This window comes from Umezawaea sp. (assembly GCF_036375055.1).
In the GTDB taxonomy this organism is placed as follows: Bacteria; Actinomycetota; Actinomycetes; order Mycobacteriales; family Pseudonocardiaceae; genus Umezawaea.
On record NZ_DASUSQ010000130.1, the window covers coordinates 1 to 21306 of the forward strand.

The 21306-nt window shown below is 71.7% G+C and carries 23 protein-coding genes and 4 tRNA genes; 11 read left to right on the forward strand and 16 right to left on the reverse strand.

Features of this window, described 5'->3' with window-relative positions; translation table 11 throughout:
* Positions 1-3 precede the first annotated feature (3 nt).
* From VFZ92_RS32355 to VFZ92_RS32370, 4 genes are all read right to left on the reverse strand, one after another.
* Positions 4-75, reverse strand: a tRNA-Val gene (locus tag VFZ92_RS32355).
* A 1-nt stretch (position 76) separates the two neighbouring features.
* Positions 77-148 (reverse strand) — tRNA-Cys (locus VFZ92_RS32360).
* Positions 149-204: 56 nt separating this feature from the next.
* A tRNA-Gly gene (locus tag VFZ92_RS32365) sits at positions 205-277 on the reverse strand.
* Between the two features lie 148 nt (positions 278-425).
* On the reverse strand, positions 426-851 hold the full coding sequence (locus VFZ92_RS32370; protein ID WP_106189084.1) for an SsgA family sporulation/cell division regulator: 426 nt from the start codon (positions 849-851) through the stop codon (positions 426-428).
* A 243-nt stretch (positions 852-1094) separates the two neighbouring features.
* On the opposite strand from VFZ92_RS32370, the gene VFZ92_RS32375 reads away from it, so the two are divergent.
* From VFZ92_RS32375 to VFZ92_RS32395, 5 genes are all read left to right on the forward strand, one after another.
* Positions 1095-1790, forward strand: a complete 696-nt coding sequence (locus tag VFZ92_RS32375) for an RNA polymerase sigma factor (RefSeq protein ID WP_330879950.1) — start codon at positions 1095-1097, stop codon at positions 1788-1790.
* Entirely contained in the window at positions 1787-2605 is an 819-nt protein-coding gene (locus VFZ92_RS32380; RefSeq protein WP_330879952.1) for an anti-sigma factor, read from the forward strand. The genes VFZ92_RS32375 and VFZ92_RS32380 overlap by 4 nt, the downstream gene beginning before the upstream one ends.
* A gap of 22 nt (positions 2606-2627) precedes the next feature.
* Positions 2628-3083 carry a TIGR02611 family protein gene (locus VFZ92_RS32385; protein WP_330879955.1) on the forward strand — a complete coding sequence of 152 codons (456 nt, stop codon included), beginning with the start codon at positions 2628-2630 and terminating at the stop codon, positions 3081-3083.
* Between the two features lie 53 nt (positions 3084-3136).
* A tRNA-Val gene (locus VFZ92_RS32390) sits at positions 3137-3208 on the forward strand.
* Positions 3209-3464: 256 nt separating this feature from the next.
* A complete protein-coding gene (locus VFZ92_RS32395; RefSeq protein ID WP_330879957.1) occupies positions 3465-3956 on the forward strand; it encodes a YybH family protein in 492 nt (163 codons plus the stop codon).
* On the opposite strand, the gene VFZ92_RS32400 is transcribed toward VFZ92_RS32395, so the two are convergent.
* Genes VFZ92_RS32400 through VFZ92_RS32425 form a run of 6 tightly spaced genes read right to left on the reverse strand, consistent with a single transcriptional unit; the run spans position 3887 to position 8192 of the window.
* The gene (locus VFZ92_RS32400) at positions 3887-4264 is read right to left on the reverse strand and encodes an antibiotic biosynthesis monooxygenase family protein (RefSeq protein ID WP_330879959.1); all 378 of its coding nucleotides are present in this window, start codon (positions 4262-4264) and stop codon (positions 3887-3889) included. The genes VFZ92_RS32395 and VFZ92_RS32400 overlap by 70 nt on opposite strands.
* Positions 4264-5001: an SDR family NAD(P)-dependent oxidoreductase gene (locus VFZ92_RS32405; RefSeq protein ID WP_330879960.1), complete on the reverse strand. Its 738-nt coding sequence runs from the start codon at positions 4999-5001 to the stop codon at positions 4264-4266. The genes VFZ92_RS32400 and VFZ92_RS32405 overlap by 1 nt, the downstream gene beginning before the upstream one ends.
* Positions 4998-5318, reverse strand: coding sequence for a TcmI family type II polyketide cyclase (locus tag VFZ92_RS32410; RefSeq protein WP_330879962.1), 321 nt, complete (start codon positions 5316-5318; stop codon positions 4998-5000). The genes VFZ92_RS32405 and VFZ92_RS32410 overlap by 4 nt, the downstream gene beginning before the upstream one ends.
* Before the next feature lie 18 nt (positions 5319-5336).
* A complete protein-coding gene (locus tag VFZ92_RS32415) occupies positions 5337-6350 on the reverse strand; it encodes a methyltransferase (RefSeq protein ID WP_330879964.1) in 1014 nt (337 codons plus the stop codon).
* Positions 6351-6355: 5 nt separating this feature from the next.
* Positions 6356-7714, reverse strand: a complete 1359-nt coding sequence (locus tag VFZ92_RS32420; RefSeq protein WP_330879967.1) for an acetyl-CoA carboxylase biotin carboxylase subunit — start codon at positions 7712-7714, stop codon at positions 6356-6358.
* 16 nt (positions 7715-7730) lie between these two features.
* A complete protein-coding gene (locus tag VFZ92_RS32425; protein ID WP_330879969.1) occupies positions 7731-8192 on the reverse strand; it encodes a DUF1772 domain-containing protein in 462 nt (153 codons plus the stop codon).
* Between the two features lie 189 nt (positions 8193-8381).
* On the opposite strand from VFZ92_RS32425, the gene VFZ92_RS32430 reads away from it, so the two are divergent.
* From VFZ92_RS32430 to VFZ92_RS32455, 6 genes are all read left to right on the forward strand, one after another.
* Entirely contained in the window at positions 8382-8810 is a 429-nt protein-coding gene (locus VFZ92_RS32430) for a cupin domain-containing protein (RefSeq protein WP_330879971.1), read from the forward strand.
* Positions 8807-10075 carry a beta-ketoacyl-[acyl-carrier-protein] synthase family protein gene (locus VFZ92_RS32435; RefSeq protein WP_330879973.1) on the forward strand — a complete coding sequence of 423 codons (1269 nt, stop codon included), beginning with the start codon at positions 8807-8809 and terminating at the stop codon, positions 10073-10075. The genes VFZ92_RS32430 and VFZ92_RS32435 overlap by 4 nt, the downstream gene beginning before the upstream one ends.
* Positions 10063-11277, forward strand: coding sequence for a beta-ketoacyl synthase N-terminal-like domain-containing protein (locus VFZ92_RS32440; RefSeq protein WP_330879975.1), 1215 nt, complete (start codon positions 10063-10065; stop codon positions 11275-11277). The genes VFZ92_RS32435 and VFZ92_RS32440 overlap by 13 nt, the downstream gene beginning before the upstream one ends.
* Before the next feature lie 30 nt (positions 11278-11307).
* On the forward strand, positions 11308-13746 hold the full coding sequence (locus VFZ92_RS32445; RefSeq protein WP_330879977.1) for a PEP/pyruvate-binding domain-containing protein: 2439 nt from the start codon (positions 11308-11310) through the stop codon (positions 13744-13746).
* Between the two features lie 3 nt (positions 13747-13749).
* On the forward strand, positions 13750-14769 hold the full coding sequence (locus VFZ92_RS32450; protein WP_330879979.1) for a methyltransferase: 1020 nt from the start codon (positions 13750-13752) through the stop codon (positions 14767-14769).
* Between the two features lie 172 nt (positions 14770-14941).
* Positions 14942-15436 carry an AfsR/SARP family transcriptional regulator gene (locus VFZ92_RS32455; RefSeq protein ID WP_330879981.1) on the forward strand — a complete coding sequence of 165 codons (495 nt, stop codon included), beginning with the start codon at positions 14942-14944 and terminating at the stop codon, positions 15434-15436.
* 23 nt (positions 15437-15459) lie between these two features.
* Here the strand turns inward: VFZ92_RS32455 and VFZ92_RS32460 are convergent, their stop codons facing one another.
* The 6 genes from VFZ92_RS32460 to VFZ92_RS32485 form a co-directional block, all read right to left on the reverse strand.
* Positions 15460-15897 (reverse strand): acetyl-CoA carboxylase biotin carboxyl carrier protein, encoded by a 438-nt coding sequence (locus VFZ92_RS32460; RefSeq protein WP_330879983.1) that lies wholly within the window; start codon positions 15895-15897, stop codon positions 15460-15462.
* The gene (gene accA, locus VFZ92_RS32465; protein ID WP_330879985.1) at positions 15890-17587 is read right to left on the reverse strand and encodes an acetyl-CoA carboxylase carboxyl transferase subunit alpha; all 1698 of its coding nucleotides are present in this window, start codon (positions 17585-17587) and stop codon (positions 15890-15892) included. The genes VFZ92_RS32460 and accA overlap by 8 nt, the downstream gene beginning before the upstream one ends.
* Positions 17584-18048 (reverse strand): SRPBCC family protein, encoded by a 465-nt coding sequence (locus VFZ92_RS32470; RefSeq protein WP_330879987.1) that lies wholly within the window; start codon positions 18046-18048, stop codon positions 17584-17586. The genes accA and VFZ92_RS32470 overlap by 4 nt, the downstream gene beginning before the upstream one ends.
* Position 18049: 1 nt before the next feature.
* Positions 18050-18325, reverse strand: a complete 276-nt coding sequence (locus VFZ92_RS32475) for an acyl carrier protein (protein WP_330879989.1) — start codon at positions 18323-18325, stop codon at positions 18050-18052.
* A 98-nt stretch (positions 18326-18423) separates the two neighbouring features.
* A complete protein-coding gene (locus VFZ92_RS32480) occupies positions 18424-19245 on the reverse strand; it encodes a hypothetical protein (protein WP_330879991.1) in 822 nt (273 codons plus the stop codon).
* Between the two features lie 45 nt (positions 19246-19290).
* Complete coding sequence (locus tag VFZ92_RS32485; RefSeq protein WP_330879993.1) at positions 19291-21141, reverse strand: AfsR/SARP family transcriptional regulator; 1851 nt, start codon at positions 21139-21141, stop codon at positions 19291-19293.
* Positions 21142-21306 lie beyond the last annotated feature (165 nt).

The following is a 21306-nucleotide window of genomic DNA, read 5'->3' on the forward strand; positions in this document are numbered from 1 at the left end:
TTGTGGACGATACAGGGATTGAACCTGTGACCCCTACCGTGTCAAGGTAGTGCTCTCCCGCTGAGCTAATCGTCCGAGGCGGAGACGGGAATCGAACCCGTGTACAGGGCTTTGCAGGCCCTTGCCTAAGCCACTCGGCCACTCCGCCATTGCCTTGAACACTAGCATCAAGACTTTGGCCTGAGCCCAAGGGGCCCTCTGCCGAGCGGACGACGAGATTCGAACTCGCGACCCTCACCTTGGCAAGGTGATGCGCTACCAGCTGCGCCACGTCCGCACCGCTCCGCGAAATTCTGGAACCTTTTGCCCTTTTGGGGCTTGTTGTTCCGGTCTTCCGTGGTGCTGAGGGAACTTTATTACACACACCGCGTCAGGATCAAATCGGGGTACCCGTAAAGCCGTTACGGGCCCCCGACCTCGGGTTTTCAGGTCAGGTCGTTGGAGATGAGGTGGGTCAGGGCCTCGTCGACGTTGACCCACAGGTGCTCGTTGCCGGGGACCACGACGTCGTAGGTGCGGTCGAGGAAGTCGGCCAACTCCTGGGCGGAGGCCTCGAACATGGCGTGGCCCGACGGGGAGCTGAGTTCGATCACCACCACTTCGGGGTCGTCGGCCGCGGGCCGGATGCGGACGTCGCCGTCCCCCGCGTCGGCGATCAGGCCGTCGGCGAGGAGGTCGCGGGCGTAGACCCACTCCACCCAGCCCGCTCGGCCGGTGCGGAACGCGGCTACCACCGCGTAGGGGTCCTTGGTGTCGTATCGGAGCTCGACCTGCACCGGAACGGCCGGGGTGCGTGGCGCCAGCAGGTCGAAGACCGCTGTCGAACGGAGCGTGACGTGATCGTTGCGCATCGTCGTTACCTTTTCTCCCTTCCCGGTCCAGGAAACGACCGAGCACCCATCTTGTGACGTCTATGTGGTGGAAAACGTATGGCGAGCCAGTTCGGATCACCCGATCGTGGCATCCGCGCTCCGTTCTGCGACTTGATCGCTGCGTTCCGTGGCCGCTCCGGGGTCGGCGCCACCCATCTTGCTGGGTTTAACCTGAACCTGGTACCGGCTGTTGTGCGAATGTTGGACGTGAGGACCTTTCTGGTGGCTGACTCGCCCGCTCCACCGCCGCAACCGATGCCCGCCGACCCCAGGTCGGCGGACGTCGGAGGCCGCGCTGGCCGACCAACCGACCCCGAACTGGTCACTCGACTGGCCCAGGGCGACAGGACCGCGTTCGGCGAGCTCTACGACAGGTACGGGAAGCCGGCGTACTCGCTGGCCAGGCGCATCTGCGTCGACCCCGACCTGGCCGAGGACATCGTCCAGGAGGCCTTCCTCGCGCTGTGGCGCAACCCCAGCCGCTTCGACGCGTCCCGCGGCGGGTTCGGCACGTGGCTGATGACCGTGGTGCACCACCGGGCCGTCGACGCCGTACGCAAGGAGAACACCCAGCGGAGGCGGAATGTTCCGCTGACCGACGAGCTGTCCGAGCGCAACGTCCCGCCCGCGCCCGGGTCGGACCTCGACGCGCTGAACAGCGTCGTCGGCGCCGAGGTGCGGGAAGCGCTGAAGAAGCTCCCGGAGGACCAGCGGCAGGTCATCGCCCTGGCGTACCTGGGCGGGTACACGCAGATAGAGGTGGCGAAGTTGACGGGCGTGCCGCTGGGCACGGTGAAGTCGCGCACGTTCGCGGCCATCCGCAGGCTCCGGGGATCGCTCTCGGCCGTCTGGACAGCGGAGACAGGTGGAGCAGGGGACCTCGCCACGCCGAACAACACCAAGGGAGCGCACCGGTGAGCGGGGACCGGAATACCGAGTGGTGCGACCAGGAGGAACTGGCCGTCGGATGGGCCATGCACGCCCTGGAGCCGGACGAGGAGGCGCTGCTGCGCGCCCACCTCCCGGAGTGCGCGACGTGCAGGCGAACGGTGCGGAACACCGAAGCGGTGACGGCCGCGATCGGCAGTTCGGTCGACCAGCACGACCCGCCCGCGCGGCTGAGGTCCCGCCTCATGGAGGCGATCGAGCACACGCCGCAGGAGCGGCCCGCGCCCGCCGTCGTCACGGTGCCGGACCGCCAGGAGGTGGCGGAGCCGGTCCGGCTCGACTCCCGGCGGAACCGCGGGTCGAACCGGGCGCGCGTGCTGCTCGCGGCAGCGGCTGTGATCCTCGTCGCAGTCGTCACGGGAGTGGTGGGGACGCAGCTCGGCAGCCTGTCCGAGCAGGTCGAGGCTCAGAAGTCCCGAACGGACCAACTGGAGCACACGTTCCGGCTGGCCACGGACCCCGTGACCAGGAAGGTGGTGCTCCGCTCGCCGGACGGAACACCGATGGCGGTCCTCTTCTCGGGTGACGACGACGCCGCGGTGATCCCGGAGGGGATGCCCTCGAACGACGCGGGCTCGCAGACCTACGTGGTGTGGGGCACCAGCGGTAACAGTCCGGTCGCGCTGGCGACGTTCGACGTACGTCCGGGCGCCCAGGACATCATGCTGGCCTGGAACAAGGACGCGTACGCGCACAGCGGCTTCGCCATCTCGCTGGAAGAGGGCAAGGTCGCGCCCGCGTCGCCGTCCGCGGTGCTAGCGGCGGGTCAGGCGACCCAGACCTGACCGGACACGGGAAGATCGGACGATGACGACCGACCAGCACGACGACACCACGCCAGGGACCGAGCGCGGTGGGCACGAGCACGGCCGAGGGCCGCGACACTGGTTCCACCGCAACCCGGCCCTCAACCTCGCCTACCGCATCGGCGTGGGCGTGGTCGGTGGACTCGTGCTGGTCGCGGGCATCGTGATGATCCCGTACCCCGGCCCCGGCTGGCTCGTGGTGTTCGCGGGCCTGGCCATCCTCGCCACGGAGTTCGAGTGGGCGGGCAAGGTCCTCAAGTTCGCCAAGCACTACTACGACCGGTGGGTCGAGTGGCTCAAGCGCCAGTCGCTCTTCGTGAAGTTCCTCGTGCTCGCGGCAACCGGCCTCGTCGTGCTGGCCACGCTCTGGTTGCTCGGCGCGTTGGCGCTGGTCGGCGGCTGGTTCGGCGTGCACGAACCGTGGTTGGACAGCCCGATTTTTGGGTCCAGGGGTTGATGTTGTAAGCTATCCACACACCGCGAGAGCGGGGAGTGGGAACAACTGAAGATGGGCGTTTAGCTCAGCGGGAGAGCGTTCCGTTCACACCGGAAAGGTCACTGGTTCGATCCCAGTATCGCCCACAGCAAGCAGAGAGGCCCTGACCGGGTAGGTCAGGGCCTCTCTGCTTTGTGCGCGCTGTTCGGCGCTGTCGAATTCGAGGCACCGGTGCCCGAGGTGGTGGGAAGTCGGGTGTTCGGCGGTTGACGCGTCGAACGTCGTTCGGGACCATCGGGGCATGATCGTTCGCCAGGAGACCGTTCCTGCGTAGACCGCCTCGGCGCGGACCTCCGGGACGGCGGGAGCACGAGACCACCCGCCCGCCCCTCGGAGACGAGCATGTCCGACAGCACGACGTTGCGGGAGCTGAACGAGCACGTCTGGTTGGCCTACCGAGCCGCCTACCGGGCGGGTGACGCCGCGGCGTTCCTCGCGTTGCACGACCCCGGCGTGATCCGCGCGGGTGGGCCCGCGAAACGGGTGTCCGGGTTCGCCGAGCTGGCGCTCGACACCACCCGGTGGTTCGCGGACCTGGCCGAGCGCGGTGGCTCCGTCGCCATCGACTTCCGGTTCACCGAGCGCATCGCCGGTGGTGGGGTCGCCAGTGAGCGCGGCGTCTACCGCCTGGTCGCGACGCGCGCGGGTGGGGACCGCAGGACGTTCCACGGTCGCTTCCACGTGTTCACCCGCCGGGTCGAAGGGCGTTGGCGCATCGTGGTCGACTACGACTCCGACGAGCAGGGCACGGTCACCGCGCCGGACTACGAGTCGGCCACCCCGCTCGACGACGTCTCCTCGTGGCAGGTGTCGGACGTCGACGCCGCCCGGTGAGGGGGGCGCCCGCCCCGCGAGTGCTCGAAGGCGTCCACCTCGACCATGGTCGTCATGGTGCTGTCCTCGCGCACGTCGCGCATCCCCGCGATCAGGCGTCGGTGTTCCGGGTCGCGCTCGTGCGCCCGGAACGACTCGGCGTCCGCCCAGTCGCTGCACACGTGGAACGTGCCCGCGTCGTCGCGGAAGAGCCGCTGGTCCAGGTTCGCCGGGTTCGCCGCGACCGCGGCGCCGATGGCGCGCACGACGTCGAGGAACCGGTCTTCGCGGCCGGGTGCGACGCGCATCGTCAGGACCACCCGGAACATCAGACTCCCCCGTCCACGTTGAGGGTCTCGCCGGTGACGTACCCGGCCAGGTCGCTGGCGAGGAAGAGGACGGCGCCCGCGACCTCGTCCACGCTGCCGAGCCTGCCCAGCGACGACTTGGCCTCGTAGGCGCAGCGGCGGTCGGCGGGGAGCGCGGCGGTCGCCTCGGTCTCGATGATGCCGGGCGCGACCAGGTTCGTCCTGATCCCGGCGGGTCCCAACTCCTTGCACAGGGCGCGCACCAGGCCGGTGAGGCCCGCCTTGGACGCGACGTAGTGCGCGGCGGCGGGCATGCCGGCCTGTGCGACCCGCGAGCCGACGACGATGATCGACGAGCCCTCGGACAGCAGGGGGAGGGCGCTGCGCACCAGCGTGAACGGGCCGGTGAGGTTCGTCGTGAGCGTGTGCTGCCACACCTCGTCGGTCAGTTCGACCACCGGGTGGTGGCTGACGGTGGCGGCGTTGCTGACCAGGGTGTCGATGCCGCCGAGGTGCCGGTGCGCCTCGGCGACCAGTTCCTCCACGTCCGCTCGCACGCTCATGTCGGCCCGCACCACGTGGTGGTCGCCGCCGATCTCCTTCAGCTCCAGCAGCAGGCCCGCCGCGGTGGTCTCGTCGCCGCGGTAGCACGTGAGCACGGACGCGCCCGCCTCGGCGAAGGCGGTCACGACGCGCCTGCCGATGCCCTTGGTGCCGCCGGTGACGACGACCCGCTTGCCGGTCAGGTCGAGCCTCACCGCGCCTCCCAGGTGTAGAACGGGGTGGCCATCGCGTCACGGGGTCCGCGCCAGTCCGGCGAGTAGGGCCGGACGTAGGGGCTCAGCTTGGTGTTCACGTCCTGGAACAGCGGGTGGTCGCGCACCGCCGCGATGTTCTCCCCGATGTCCACGGAGGACTCGATGAGGTGCAGGTACAGGTCGTGGAAGCGGAACAGGGTCCGCGACGAGGCGCCGAGCAGGTGCGGCATCTCGGTCCGGTCGGACTCGGCGAAGACCTTCGCGACGACGTCGGCGTCCTTCGGGTCGAACCGGGCGACGAGCAGACTTCGGTACATGGCAAGCCCTTCCAGCGCTTACGCGCGATCGGCGATGAGCACCCGCATCGGCACTCCGGGCAGGCGGTGCACCTCGGCCGCGGTGAACCCGGCCTCGGTCAGCATCCGGTCGTAGGCGCGTTCGGAGTGGACCTCGCCGCCCTTGGTCCACGCGAGCATCAGCACCGAGAACAGGTACGGCGCGGGGTCGGTGTCCGGTGGCTCGTCGGTCGTGGTGAAGCCGACGACCACGATCCTGCCGCCGGGTTTGATCGCGCGGGCGGCGCGCGCCAGCAGTTCGGTCGCCCGGTCCTCGGCGAAGTGGTGCAGCACGTTCGTCACGAAGACGACGTCGTACGGCCCGCCGAGCGGCACCTCGAACATGTCGCCCTCGATGAAGTCCACGCGGTCCCGCACGCCGAGCCGCGCGGCGTTCTCGGCGGCGATCGGCACGACGTGGGGCCAGTCGAGGCCCCACACGCGCAGCGCGGGCTGCCGGGCGGCGAGGGTGAAGCCGTACATGCCGTGTCCGCACGCGACGTCCAGCGCCGTCGGGTTCGGGCGTGAGCCCAGCCAGTCGGCCAGCTCGTCGGCGACGAGGCCCGCGGTCGGGCCGGTCGCGGCGGTGGCGAAGGTCGCGAAGTCCTTCCAGTACGCGAAGTCGGACGACTCGGCGTTGTCGTCGACCACCGCGCCGCCGCGTCGGACGGCCTCGTCGAGGACCTTCAGCGCGTCCCACTCCCAGTCGCTGGCGAGGATGGTCGCCAGGTGCGCGACCGACCTGGGGCCCGCCAGCAGCTCGTCGGCGCCGTCGACGAGGCGGAACTCGGTGTCCTTGCGCTCCAGCAGGCCGATCGCGACGAGCGCGTTCAGCAGGATGGTCGCGCCGCGCGGGTCGACCCGGAGGCGTTCGGCCAGTTCCCCGGCGTCGGCGGGTCCCTCCGCGAGGGAGGAGAACACGCCCAGCCGGATGCCCGTCCGCAGCAGGCTCGTGTTGCGATAGCCCTGCATCAGGTCGAACACCCGCTCACGGGTGAGCACTGCGTCGGTCACTGCCGTCACTTCCTCTCGATGTCCAGCACCTGCTCGACCAGTGATGTGGTGTGCTTCCCGTCGCGGAACAGCGGATGACCGAGGATCTCCGCGAGGAACGGGATCGTCGTGCGGACGCCCGCGCCGCGGACGCGGAACTCGGCGAGCGCGCGTTCCACCCTGGCCACGGCCTGGTCGCGGTCCGGTGCCCACGCGATCACCTTCGCCAGCAGCGAGTCGTAGTCGGGGGTCACGCGCGCGCCGGTGAACCCGTGGGTGTCGACGCGGGTGAACGGGCCGCCGGGAGGGACGAACTCCTCCAGCACGCCCGGTGCCGGGGCGAAGCCGCGGGACGGGTCCTCGGCGTTGACCCGGCACTCGATCGCGACTCCCCTGCGCTCCACCCGCTCCTGCGTGGTGGTGAGCGGTCTGCCCGCCGCGACCAGCAGCTGCTCGCGCACGAGGTCGATGCCGGTGACCATCTCGGTGACCGGGTGCTCCACCTGGATGCGGCAGTTGACCTCCATGAAGGTGAACTGGCCGTCGGGGTCGACCAGGAACTCGAACGTGCCCGCGCCGACGAACCCCGCCGCGAGCGCGCCGCGCACCGCGGCCTCGCCCATCCGCGCGGTCAGCTCGGGGCTCAGGCCCGGCGCGGGTGTCTCCTCGATGAGCTTCTGGTGCCTGCGCTGCACCGAGCAGTCCCGCTCCCCCAGCCAGATCGCGTTGCCGTGCTGGTCGCAGAGGATCTGCACCTCGACGTGCCGCGCGGCCTCCTGGTACCTCTCCAGGTAGACCCGGCCGTCCTCGAACACCGCCTGGGCGGCGGCGCGGGTGCGCTGGTAGTGCTCCAGGAACGCCCCCGGCTCGCGCACGACCGCCATGCCCCGGCCGCCGCCGCCTGCCGCGGCCTTGATGATCACCGGGTAGCCGATCTCGTCGGCCAGGGCCCGTGCCTCCGCGGCGCTGTCCAGGGTCTCGGTGCTGCCGGGCAGCAGCGGCAGGCCCGCGTCGGCCATCAGCTTGCGCGCGGTCGCCTTGTCCCCCAGCGTGCGCAGCACGGAGGCGGGCGGTCCGATGAACGTGAGCCCGTGCGCCTCGCAGACCTCGGCGAAGTCCGCGTCCTCGGACAGGAACCCGTAGCCGGGGTGGATCGCGTCGGCCCCGGTCTGCGCCGCCGCCTCCATGATCGCGGGCACGTGCAGGTAGCTCCGCCGCGCCGCCGGGGGTCCTATTTGGACAGCTCGGTCCGCGAGCCGCACGACCGCGGAGTCGCGGTCCGCCGTCGAGTGCACCGCGACCGTGCGCAGGTTCAGCTCGCGGCAGGTGCGGGCGACGCGCAGCGCGATCTCGCCCCGGTTGGCGATGAGCACCGTCTCGATCACCTCGTGGCCCTCCCGCTCACACCAGGAGTCCGACCACGTAGACGTTGATCACCAGTGCCAGGATCACCATGACCGCGCGCGCCGCGTTCCAGTTGCGCCAGCGCTCCATCGCCCGCGACTCGGCGAAGTCGCCGGGCAGGGCCTCGGGGTCCAGGGTGGCCAGCCACCTGTTGATCGGCACGTTCTTCGTCAGCGCGATGAGGATCGCCTTGAGCTGCAACGACGACGAGATGATCGTCAGCACGTGCGCGAGCGTGCTGCCCGCGAAGAACCCGGCCGCGCCGGTGAAGATGGTCCCGCCGACCAGCAGGGCGGGCATCAGCGGCTCGACCTTGGGCAGCAGCAGCTGGTGCACCTGGACGGAGCGCTCGTCCGGCAGGGCCAGCCGCAGCGGCGCGACGCCGATCATCGCGATCAGCAGTGCTCCGGCGGTCAATCCGTTGCACAGCAGAGCCAACGGCAACAGAATCTGCAGCATCGTCCTAGGCACTCCTCGTCCGGTTCGGTCCTGCCGCCAGATGCTCGCCGCAGGCGATCGCGGGCGGCTGACGAACGGCTCAGCGATCGAGCAGGTCCGCGTTCAGCGGGTCCTGACGCCTTCTTCAGGATTTCCCCACTCCGGTCGGTGACAGTCGCGGGCAACGACCGCCGACACACAGGAGCACCCTTGTCCACGCAGGAGATCGCGAAGGTCGCCGCAGCCGACGTCGAGCCGAACCGCCGTCGCGGCGGGGAGCTGCGGGTCGTGCTCGGTCCGAAGACCGCTGGCGCGACCACCGGATTCCTCGGCGTCCTCACGATGGCGCCGGGCGACTACGTGAGCGAGCACTACCACCCGTACTCCGAGGAGTTCCTGTACGTCGTGCGCGGGACGCTCCTGGTGCGGGTCGACTCGCAGCCCGTCGAACTGTCCGCGGGTGAGGGCCTGCTGGTGCCGATCAACGCGCGGCACAGCGTCCGGAACACCACCGGCGAGCAGGCCGAGGCGGTGTTCCACCTGTGCCCGCTGGCACCGAGACCCGAACTCGGCCACGTCGACACCGAGGCGCTGCCCCGCCCGGACGAGGCGCAGCCCGGTGTGGGGGCGACCAGATGACCGACCGGCGCGCGGTGATCACCGGCATCGGTGTCGTCGCTCCGGGTGGCATCGGCACGAAGGCGTTCTGGGACATGCTGATGGCGGGCCGCACGGCGACCAGGGCGATCTCGACGTTCGACGCGACCCCGTTCCGGTCCCGGATCGCCGCCGAGTGCGACTTCGAGCCGGACAAGGAGGGGCTGACCCCGCGGGAGGTCCGGCGGATGGACCGGGCGACCCAGTTCGCCGTGGTCAGCGCGCGGCAGGCGGTGGAGGACAGCGGCCTGGAGTTCGACGTGCTGCAACCGCACCGGCGGGGTGTGGCGATCGGCAGCGCGGTCGGCTGCACCATCGGGTTGGAGACCGAGTACGTCGTGGTCAGCGACGGTGGCCGGGAGTGGGTCGTCGACCACCGCTACGGCGTGCCCCAGCTCTACGACTACCTCGTGCCGAGCGTGTTCTCCGCCGAGGTCGCGCGGCTGTGCGACGCACGGGGGCCGGTCGCGACCATCTCCACCGGCTGCACGTCGGGCCTGGACGCGATCGGCCACGCCGCGGCGCTGGTCGAGGAGGGCTCGGCCGACATCATGATCACCGGCGCGACGGACGCGCCCATCTCCCCGATCTCGGCGGCGAGCTTCGACGCGATCAAGGCGACGTCGCCGAACAACGCCGACCCCGAGCACGCGTCCCGCCCGTTCGACCGGGACCGGGACGGCTTCGTGCTCGGTGAGGGCGCGGCCGTGCTGGTCCTGGAGGAGCGCGAGCACGCCCGCGGGCGGGACGCGCGGATCTACGCGGAGATCGCCGGGTTCGCCAACCGCAGCAACGCGTTCCACATGACCGGGCTGAAACCCGACGGGCGCGAGATGGCGGAGGCGATCGGCGAGAGCATGCGCACCGCCCGCGTCCGGCCCGAGGACATCGGCTACATCAACGCGCACGGCTCCGGCACCCGGCAGAACGACCGGCACGAGACGGCCGCGTTCAAGCTGAGCCTCGGGCACCGCGCGTACGGGGTGCCGGTCAGCTCGATCAAGTCGATGATCGGCCACTCGCTCGGCGCGATCGGGTCGCTGGAGGTCGCGGCGTGCGCGCTCGCGCTGGCGCACCAGGCCGTGCCGCCGACGGCGAACTACACGACGCCCGACCCCGAGTGCGACCTCGACTACGTGCCCCGCACCGCGCGCGACGCCGACCTCGACGTCGTGCTCAGCGTCGGCAGCGGGTTCGGCGGGTTCCAGACCGCGATGCTGCTGTCCCGACCGGGATGGACGGCGTGAGCGCCGTCGTCACCGGTCTGGGCGTGGTGGCGCCGACCGGGATCGGGGTGGAGCGGTACTGGGCGAACACCCTGGCGGGCCGCAGCGGGATCGCGGAGATCACGAGGTTCGACGCGTCGGACCACCCGGTGCGGCTCGCGGGCGAGGTGCGGGACTTCGACGCCACCGAGCACCTGCCGACCAGGTTGACGTTCCAGACCGACAGGTGGACGCAGTTCGCGCTGTGCGCGACCGAGGAGGCGCTGCGCGACGCGGGTGCGCACCCGCCCGCGGACTGCGGTCTCGGCGAGTACGAGATGGCGGTGGTGACCGCGAGTTCCAGCGCGGGCAACGAGTTCGGCCAGCGTGAGCTCGGCAGGCTGTGGTCGGAGGGACCCCAGCACGTGACGGCGTTCCAGTCGATCGCGTGGTTCTACGCGGCCACGACCGGCCAGACGTCCATCCGGTTCGGGATGCGCGGCCCGTGCGGGGTGATCGCGAGCGAGCAGGCGGGCGGGCTCGACGCGCTCGGGCAGGCGAGGCGCGTGCTGGGCGCCGGTGCGCGGCTGGTCGTCAGCGGGGGCACCGAGGCGCCGCTGTCGCCGTACGCGCTGGTGTGCCAGCAGGTGACCGGTCTGCTCAGCCGGTCGCGCGACGCGGCCCGCGCGTACCTGCCGTTCGACCCGGACTCGGCCGGGTACCTGCCGGGAGAGGGTGGCGCGATCCTCGTCGTGGAGGACGAGGACAGCGCGAGGGACCGCGGCGCGCCGCACGTGTACGGCCGGATCGCGGGGTACGCCGCGACCTTCGACGCCGGAGGCGGGCCGGAGCTGCGCGGGGCGGCGGAACTCGCCATGGCCGACGCCGGGGTCGCCGCCGCCGACGTGGACGTCGTCTTCGCCGACGCCGCGGGCCTCCCCGACCTCGACCGCGCCGAGGCCGACGCCCTGGTTGCGCTGTTCGGTCCGCACGGGGTTCCGGTCAGCGCGCCGAAGACGGCCACCGGCCGGTTGTACGCGGGCGGGTCCTCGCTCGACGTCGCGGCGGCGCTGCTGACCATCAGGACCGGGCTCGTGCCGCCGTCGGTGAACGTCCGACCCGACGGCCGCTACCGCCTCGACCTCGTCGTCGGCGCGCCGAGGGCGCTGCCCGTCCGGACGGCGCTCGTGATCGCCAGGGGCTACGGCGGGTTCAACGCCGCGGTCGTCGTCACCGCGGCCTGATCGGGCCGACCTCTCTGATTGGAGCCAACAATGACCTCGACGCTGCTGCGTTCGCTCGACACCGTCGGCCTCGCCGACGTCGGCGACGTCGGCCGGAAGTCCGCGGTGCTCGGCGAACTGCGGGCGGCGGGGCTGCCGGTGCCGGAGGGGTACGTCCTGCCCGCCGAGGTGCTGGACCGCCTGCTCGCGTCCGGTCGGACCGACGCGCTCGAACTGCCCGGCGACGTCGTCGAGGAGCTGGACGCGCTCGCGCTCCGGCTCGGCGGCACGGCGGTCGCCGTCCGCTCCTCGGCCGTCGAGGAGGACCTGCCCGGCGTCTCCTACGCGGGCCAGTACGAGACGGTGCTGGACGTGGCGGGGGCGGGTGACCTCATCGCGGCGGTGCGCACCTGCTGGGCGTCGGCGTTCTCCGACCGCGTCGCGACCTACCAGGGCACGCGCGCCCTCGGCGCGGGCCGCCGGATCGGCGTGCTGATCCAGCACATGGTGCCCGCCGAGGCCGCGGGCGTCGCGTTCAGCGCGAACCCGGTGACCGGCGACCGGAACGAGGTGCTGGTCAGCGCCGTGCGCGGGCTCGGCGACCGGCTGGTGTCCGGGCAGTCCACTCCGGACGAGTGGTCGGTGCGCGACGGCGTCGCCGTGCTCGCGTCCGGCGCGGAGCGGGCGATCACCGCGGAGCAGGCGGCGCTGGTCGCCGACCTGGCCCAGCGCATCGAGCTCCGCTTCGGTGCGCCGCAGGACGTCGAGTGGGCCATCGCCGACGGGACGCTGTGGCTGTTGCAGGCGCGGCCGATCACCGCGCTGCCCGATCCACCGCCCGACGTACCACCCGGTTCCTGGCAGCGGTCGAACTACTCGACCAAACCGCTGTCCCCCATGGGACGGTCCACGGTGTTCCGCTGCCAGGCCGACGGCATCGGGCACCTGCTCGCCTACAGCCTCGGCGAGAAGCTGGAGTTCCGCGAGATCGGCGGCTGGCTCTACTCGTCGTTCGTCATGACCGAGGGCGTGGACCGGATCAGGGCGAAGCTGGCCACGATCATGGCGGGCGTGCGCGCCGACGAGCCCGCGGCGTCCTGCCTGCGGTGGCACGAGGAGTGGCGGCCTGCGCTGTCCGGCGAGCTGGCCGCGGAACGCGCGACCGATCCGGCCGCGTTGACCGACGGCGAACTCCGGGCGCGGCTCGACCACGTGGTCCGCCTGTCCGCCAGGGCCTCGGAGGTCCACTTCCGGCTCGGCGGCGCGGGGATGCTGCTGCTCGGGCAGCTCGGCCTCGCCTGCCAGGAGCTGCTCGGCTGGGACGCGCCGCGGACCATGGCGCTGCTCACCGGGCTGCCCGGCAGCACGACGGCGCCGTCCCACGCGCTCGGCGAACTCGTCCGGCTCGCGGAACGCCATCCCGAGGTGCGGCGACTGGTCCGGACCGGCGGCGACGCCGCCGCGTGCGCCGAGGCCGACCCGGAGTTCGGCGCCGCGCTGCGCGACTACCTGGACGAGTACGGCTTCCGGACCGTCGGCATGGACATCACCGCCCCCACCACGGCCGAGAACCCCGCGCTCGTGCTGTCCCTCGTGCGCGGACAGCTCGGCAGGGGCTTCGACCCCTCCCGCGCCGCGGACGACCTGTCCGCGAGCCGCGAGTCGGCCGTGGCCGAGGCGAGCACGGCGCTGGCGGACCGACCGGACGACCTCGCGCGGTTCGAACGGGCGCTGGAGCGCGCGCAGGCCGCCTACCCGTTGCGGGACGACAGCGTCCTGCTGTCCCAGACGGCCTTCGCGCTGATCCGCCGCGGTGTGCTCGACCTCGGCCGCAGGCTGGCCGAACGCGGGCAGCTGCGCGACGCGCAGGACGTGTTCATGCTCGAACTCGACGAGGCGCTGTCCGCGCTGCGCGACGGCACCGTCGTCGACGGGCTGGTCAGCCGCCGCGCCGCCGAGTTCGCGCTGGCTCAGGCGAATCCCGGTCCGCGCGGCTACGGGCGGCCGGTTCCGCCCTCGCGGCCACCCGGCGAGTGGCTGGGGATGCTGCCGCCGGACGTGCGGGAGGTCGTCGCGGCGGGCATGTGGGTGTGGCGGGAGGCCGGGGGCAACCTGACCACCTCCGGTCGCGGTGCCGACGACGACGCGGTGGTCAGCGGGATCGCCGCGTCCAACGGCACCTACACCGGCCCGGCGCGGGTCGTCCTCGACGAGACGGACTGGCACGAGCTGCGGCCGGGCGACGTCCTGGTCTGCCCGCAGACGACGGCCGAGTGGTCGGTGCTGTTCCCCAACGTCGGCGCGCTCGTCACCGACCACGGCGGCCTGCTGTCCCACCCGGCGATCATCGCCCGCGAGTACCGCGTCCCGGCCGTGCTCGCCACCGGGGACGCCACCCGACGCCTGCGCAGCGGTCAGCTCGTCACCGTCGACGGCTCGCGGGGAGTCGTCGACATCATCGATTCACCAACCGCCGAGAAGGAGCAGTGAACAATGAACGGTCCGCGTGCGGAATCGCGTCCCAATCCCGCCGCCATCGTGGAACTCGGTACCGCCTTCTGGGGCGCGAAAGTGCTCCTGAGCGCGGTGGAAATCGACCTGTTCTCCACTTTGGCGGGTGAACCGCTCACCGCGGTCGAGATCCGCGAACGACTGGGTCTGCACCCCAGGGCGCTCGACGACTTCCTCGGTGCGCTGTGCGCGCACGGATTGCTGATCAAGAAAGAGGACCGCTTCCACAACAGCGCCGAGGCCGACATTTATCTCGACCGCGCGAAACCGACGTACCTCGGCGGCTTCCTCACGATGGTGAACTGGCAGTACGTCGGGTGGAGCAAGCTCGGCGACCTGTTGCGCACCGGCCGGATGCAGAACGACCGCGCGGCGAACTTCGAGGCGTTCTACCAGAACGAGGACGTGCTCCGGCGGTTCATGGCGGCGATGGACGGCGCCAGCGCGGCCATCGGCCCCGCGCTGGCCGACGCGGTCGACTGGACGCGGTTCACGTCGGTCGTCGACCTCGGTGGCGCGCGCGGCAACCTCGTCGCCGAGATCGCCAAGGCCCACCCGCACCTGGAGGCGGGCTGCCTCGACCTGCCGCCCATCGAGCCGCTGTTCGACGAGCACATGGACCGGTTGAAGCTGACCGGGAAGGTGCGCTTCCACCCGGCGGACTTCTTCGCCGACGAGCTGCCGAGCCCGGACGCCTTCGTCTGCGGGCACGTGCTGCACGACTGGGACGGCGAGCACAACCAGCGGCTGGTCGCACGCGCGTACGAGGCGCTGCCGCCCGGCGGGGCGCTGTTCGTCTACGACGCGATGATCGACGACTCCCGCCCGTCGACGCGGCGCAACCGGCTGCTCAGCCTCAACATGCAGCTGCTCACCGAGGGCGGTGCCGAGTACCCCGTGGCCGCCTACGAGGCGTGGTTCCGCACGGCCGGGTTCACCGACGTGCGGGCGCGGCCCCTGACCGCCTCGGACACCCTCGTGACGGGCGTCAAGCCGATCTGATCACGAAATCCCCACCTGGATTACCCCCGGACGGCCGCGTGTCCGGGGGTAATTCGGTCTACACACGGATGTCACGCACCACGGGCAAATGTTCATATATCATTCCCCCGTTGTTCAAGCCACGTTCAACTGGGGGCCTCTGGTGAAATTTCACGTACTCGGACGGTTACGGGTGACCGACGGCGGCAGCACCATCACCCCCTCGGCACCGCGATTACGCATCGTGCTCGCACTGCTATTGCTGCACAACGGCCACGTCGTTTCCCCGGAACTGATCGGCGAGGAACTCTGGCCGCACGACCGGCCCGTCAACAGCGGGACCGCCGTTCGGACCTACGTCTACCAACTGGGAAAGCTGTTCAACCGATCGCGCACGGTCGTCGGTGTCGAGCAGAACGGCTACGCGGCGCACGCGGAACGCCGCGAACTCGACCTCGCGGAATTCGAGTGGCTCGCGGACGGGGGCCGCCGGGCGCTGCGGGAGGGCAGGGTCCGCGACGGTTCCGCGACCCTGCGGCGGGCCGTGCGGCTGCGGTCGGGCGCGACGCTGTGCGACGTGCCGCACGGCCCGGTGCTGACCCCGCTCGTCGACGCCGTCGAGACCCGCGTGCACGCGGTCGAGGCGCTGACCGCGGCCGCGGTCGGGCCCGCGCGGTTCGCCACCTGAGCGGCGCCACCCGCGACACGCCGCTAGACCGGTTCCAGCAGGAGCAGCGGCTGCCCGTACTCCACCGGCCGGCAGTCCGGGACGAGCACCCGCACCACCCGTCCCGGCGCCGTCGCCTCGACCGCGTTCATCAGCTTCATCGCCTCGACGATGGCCACCTGCTGCCCGGCCTCGACCACGTCGCCGACCGCCACGAACGGCGCCGCGCCCGGTTCCGGTGCCGCGTAGAACGTGCCGACCACGGGTGCGCAGACCTCGTGCGTCCCCGGCTCCCGGTCCTCCTCCTCGACGGCGGCGGGCCGCACCGCGGGGCGGTCGTCCGCCGGTCGCTCGCCCCAGTCGACCTCGATCCGCGCCGCGCCGAACGCGATGTCGATGCGGCGCGGCGGGTGGGCGACGCCGCGCGTCATCTCACCCACCACGCGGGACAGTTCCGCGAGCACCGCCGGGTCGTCACTCATCACCACTCCCCTTGTCCACGAAGGACAGTCCGTACCGGCGGAACCGCTTGCCGCGCCGGGAGATCAGGTCTGCCGAGGGCACGCCGCGCAGCTCGCGCAGCGCGCACACCACCGCGCGGCGCACCAGTTCGCTGGCCGCGGAGGGGTTCTCCTGCGCGCCGCCGTCCGGTTCGGGCACGACGCCGTCCACCACGCCGGACGCCAGCAGCCAGCGGCCGTCGATCCGCAGCGCCTCGGCGGCCACCGACGCCGCGGACGCGGACTTCCACAGGATCGCGGCACACCCCTCCGGGCTGATCACGGAGTAGGTCGTGTTGGCGCACATGAGGACTCGGTCCGCGACGCCGAGCGCGAGCGCGCCGCCGCTGCCGCCCTCGCCGGTCACGACGGTCACGATCGGGACCGGCAGCGTGCACATGAGACGGAGGTTCTCGGCGATGGCCATCGCCTGCCCCTGCTCCTCGGCCTCCACCCCCGGGTGCGCGCCGGGTGTGTCCACCAGCGTCACCACCGGCAGTCCCAGCTTGGCCGCGAGCCGCATCAGCCTGGCCGCCTTGCGGTAGCCCGCGGGCGACGGCATGCCGAACCGGCGTGCCACGAGTTCGCGCGTCGTGTGGCCCTTCTGGTGGCCGATCACCACCACGGGCTGCCCGTCGAGCCCACCGATGCCGCCGACCACCGAGGGGCAGTCCGCGCCGAGCCGGTCACCGCGCAGCTCGACGAACCCGTCCAGCCAGTGCCCGATGTGGTCGAGCGCCGTCGGTCGGCGCGGATCACGGGCGAGCAGCACGGTTTCCCAGGCCGGACGCGTCTCCAGCGCCTCGGGGTCGCGGATCACCGGGTCCACCACGTCCACGCCCCAGCCCGCTCCGGGGCCGCGCCGGGTGGCGAGCAGCCTGGCCAGCATGACGCGCAGCTCCGACCGCGCCCAGATCGCGTCCACGGCGCCGTGGTCGAGCAGGAAGTCCGCGGTCTGGAAGCCCTTGGGCAGCTCCTGCCCGATCGTCTGCTCGATCACCCTCGGGCCGGCGAACCCCATGCGGGCACGGGGTTCCGCGACGACGACGTCCGACAGCGTCGCGAACGACGCCGCCACACCGCCGTAGGTCGGGTCGGTGATCAGGCTGACCGTGAGCAGTCCGGCCCGGTCCAGCTCGGCCATCGCGCCGCTGGTCTTGGCCATCTGCATCAGCGACAGCACGCCCTCCTGCATGCGCGCGCCACCGGAGGCGGTCACCAGCAGCAGCGGAACCCGTGCGGCGAGGGCGGTCTCGGCGGCCGTCGTGATCGCCTCGCCCTCGGCGACGCCCAGACTTCCGCCGAGGAAGCGGAAGTCCATGACCGCGGCGACGAGTTCGGCGCCCTCGACGCGGCCCCGCACGACCCGCACCGCGGTGGGTTCTCCCGTGCTCGCCACCGCCCGCGTGAGCCGGTCCGGGTACGCGTGCTGGTCGACGAACCCCAGCGGGTCGTGCTGCGTGCGCGCCAGGGGGACCGTGCGGTAGCCCTCGTCCAGCAGCTGCGCCACGCGTTCCCGCGGGTCGAGCCTGCCGTGCGCGCCGCAGTCGGAGCACACGCGCAGCAGGCGGTCGTACCGCTTGCGGTAGACCACCGCTCGGCACTCCGGGCAGACGAACCAGTCCTCCGCCCCCGGCTCGCGGCGCGCGGTCGCGCGCGTGCCGGCGGTCATCGCGCCCGCGCGGCGCGCGCGGCCGCCTCCACCTTCTGCTTGATCAGCTCCAGCTGCACCGGGCTGTTGGCGTTGATCCGCCCGGTCATGCCCTCGTCGTCCACCGGCGCCTCCGGCTTCATCTCGAAGTCCTGCACCCAGCGCAGGCGAACGCCGTCCGGGTCCGGCAGGTACTCCCAGAAGAGGGACATGTACTTGAACGGCCCGGTCTCCACGCGTGCGGCGCGCACCGTCCTGGTCACGGGGTCCGGTGTCCGCTCGGACACCCAGCTCCACACGCGCCCCTGCTCGTCGGGGTGCATGACCAACCGGAACACCACCGTCGCGCCGCGGGTGGCGAGGACCTCGGCCGCGGCGTACTCGCTGAACAGCCCCGGCCAGTCCTCGACGTCGTTCGTCATGTCCCACACCAGGTCCATGGGCGCCTGGATGGTGATCGCGTTCTCCGTGTGCCCGGCCACCTCACGCCTCCGCGAGTCGGTTGTTGATCAGCTCGACGGCCCGGCCGGGCGTCGGCACCTCCAGGATGGCGTCGTCCGGGATCGGCACGCCGTACTCGCGCCGCACCTGCGCGGCCAGTTCCAGCAGGGCCAGCGAGTCGTAGCCGAGACCGTCGAACTCGACGTCGGAGATGTCGCTGTCCAGGTCGACGCCCGCGTCGACACCGACGCTCGTCCGCATGATCCGGCGCAGGTCGTCCAAGGTGAAAGCGTGGCGGGTGCCCGGCGTTGCCGTCATCGTCAGTGGCTCCGTTCCTCAGGGTGCTCCTCCGGTCCACGGTGCCACCGGGGTGTCCAGGAGGCGTCCAGCGCCGCTGAAGAGGATGTCGAGCGGTGTCAGAGCCTGCGGTAGTCCAGGAGCGTGAACTCCTGGCCCACCAGCACCACCTCCAGTTCCGCGCACCCGTCGTACCCGGCGGTCCACGTGCGGCTGGACGCGGCGAGCGAGCGGGCGGCGGCGACCGAGAGCACCGGGCACGACACCTGTTCCGGTGGCACGTCGACGGTGTGCGTACCACCGTCGGCGGGCACCGTGGCGGTGTGCTTGCGCTCGACCAGGCAGTGCTCGACGACGAGCGACGGGCCGCGGAACTCGAAGCGGTCGAAGTAGAGCCGGTCGGCGTGGGTCTCGGCCAGTCCCCGGCAGGCGCGCACGTGGACCCGGTGCCCGCTGTCCGCCACCCACACGAGCAGCGAGGCCACCGCGGGGACGAAGCGCTGGAGGGAGAACGCGAGCCGGTGGCCGGAGACGTCGCCGACCACCTGCCGCGCGGCGATCCCGGCCAGCTCGACGACGCCCTCCCACACCGCCTCCGGGTCGATGTTGTTCCACGCCGGGTTCTGCCACACCGACTCACCCGAGCGGTCCACGTCGCTCACCAGCAGCCTGCACCGGATCGACAGCGGCACGCCCGCCTGCCCGGTGAACGGGAGGGGCGGGCTCGTCGACCGCGTCCACGGGTTCCGCCGCCACACGGCGAGCGGCGCGGTGATCACGTCCGTCCCCGGCACCGGCGCGCGGTCCGCCATCCCGGCGAGCGCCGCCAGTTCGGCGCCGACCAGCCGGGTGTCCCGACATCGCGGGTCGTCCAGCCCGAAGTGCAGGTAGTCCCCGTTCGCCCGCGCCTGCCCCACCCGTTCGCGCCAGCCTGTGATCACGTCAGTTCCCTTCTCACTTCGGGTTCGCGGCGGCGGAAGAGCGACTCACACGGGCGCACCTGTCGCCCGCAGTTCTCGCACGGGTCTCAGTCCGATGGCAGGCGACCGGGTGGAGCCGGGAGGCGCGGCGACCATGGTCGCGGCCTTCCTCAGCACCGGCCGGAACCAGTAGCGGAAGTTGTCCGGGTGGTGGCCGAGTTCCGGCCCGTCGACCTCCAGCAACCCGAACTCGACGAGCTCGTCGAGCAGTCCCTCGGCGTCGAACTCCCCGATCAGCAGGGCCTCGGCCACGCGGGCGGCCGTGATGTCCCCGTCGATCTCCGCAGCCCGGCGCACGGCGTGGAACGCCTCGGGCGACATCATCCGGCAGGTGCGCTCCACACCGGCCAGCAGATCGAGTTCGGGCACACCGGTCTGCATCACGAACGCCGGTTCCCGCGCCGCGCGGTCGACCACCTTCCGGATCGGCCAGTACGGCCGCAGCTCCAGCCGCCACAGCGCGGCCCGGATCACCTGGGGGAAGCCGTCGGAGAGCTCCGCGAGCCGCACCGCGGCCTTCGGCTCCTCCGCGAGCCGCCGCCTGCCCAGGACGTTGACCATGAGCTCCAGCGCGTCGACCGCGTCGAGCGGGCCGAGGCTGATCGACCGCATGACCGCCGGGTCGGCGAGCCTGCGCCTGCTGGTCACCAGGACCGCGCAGCCGGGACCGCTCGGCAGCAGCGCCCGCAGCTGGTCGTCGGACACCACGTCGTCGAGGACGATCAGCGTGCGCTGGCCCGCGGTCCAGCTGCGGAACATCCGGACGCGCTCGTCGAGCGACGCCGTCCCCACCTCCTCGGCGGACGCGCGGCTCCCCCACGCCCGCAGGAAGCCCGCGAGCACGTCGGCCGGGTCGACGGGGTCGCCGGAGGGCGTGACGAGCCGCGCGTGGAGCTGCCCGTCGGGGAACTCGGCGCGCACCCGGTGCGCGGTGCGCACCCCGAAGGCCGACTTCCCGACACCCGGAGGTCCGAACACGACCACCACCGCGGGCGCGGACCGCCCCGGCGAGGTGAGCACCTCCGTCGTGCGCGCGATCTGGGCGTCGCGGCCGATCAGCAGCGTCACGTCGGGCGGGAGGTGGTAGGGCGGCTCGGCGAACCTTCCCGTGCTCGCGGGCGCGGCGTCCGGCGCGACCGGGTCGAACGAGTCGTCCGCGGCGAGCACCACCCGGTGCGCCTGGCGCAGGTCGAGGCAGGGTTCGAGCCCGAGTTCGTCCCGCAGCACCGTGCTCGCCCGCTGGTAGACCTCCAGCGCCTCGCACCGCCTGCCCGCCCGGTACAGCGCGAGCATCAGCTTGGTCTGGAAGCCCTCGTGCGTCGGGTTCGCCGCGGCCAGACCGGTGAGCTCACCGATCAGCTCGTGGTGGCGGCCGAGTTCCAGCTCCAGGTCGATCCGCTGCTCCATGATCCCGCGGCCGAGTTCTTCCAGCAGCACCGCTTCCGCCTGGAGGACGGGACCGCGCCTGATGTCCGAGAGCACCGAGCCGCGCCACAGCCGCAGCGCCTCGCGCAGGGTCGTCACGGCGGCGACGGCGTCCCCCGCCGCGAGGTGGGCGCGGCCCCGCTGCACCTCGGCGCTGAAGCGGTCGACGTCGAGCGCGTCGGGCGGCAGTTCGAGCAGGTAGCCGCCGCGGGACGTGTGGAGCCCGACCGGTCCCGAGTCCGGCTTCCCGACCAGGCGCAGCGTCTTGCGGAGCTGGTAGGCGTAGGTCTGCACCGTCGTGGTGGCGGTGGACGGGGGACGGTCCTCCCACAGTTCGTCGATGATCTGCTCCATGCGCACCGTGCGGTTCGCCTGGAGGGACAACAATGCGAGCAGTTGCCGCAGCTTCGGCGCCGAAGGAGTCAGCTCCACACCGGACACGATTATTTCGAATGGACCGAGCAGGCCTACCTTCATGAAAGCCCCCTAGAATCGGCTCGAATCACCTTCGGCGATGCCCCACCCCGGCATGCACACCGCTCCGTGGAATAAGTGTGGTTTGTTTTCTCACGCTCTTCAAGCACAACGGAGCGATTC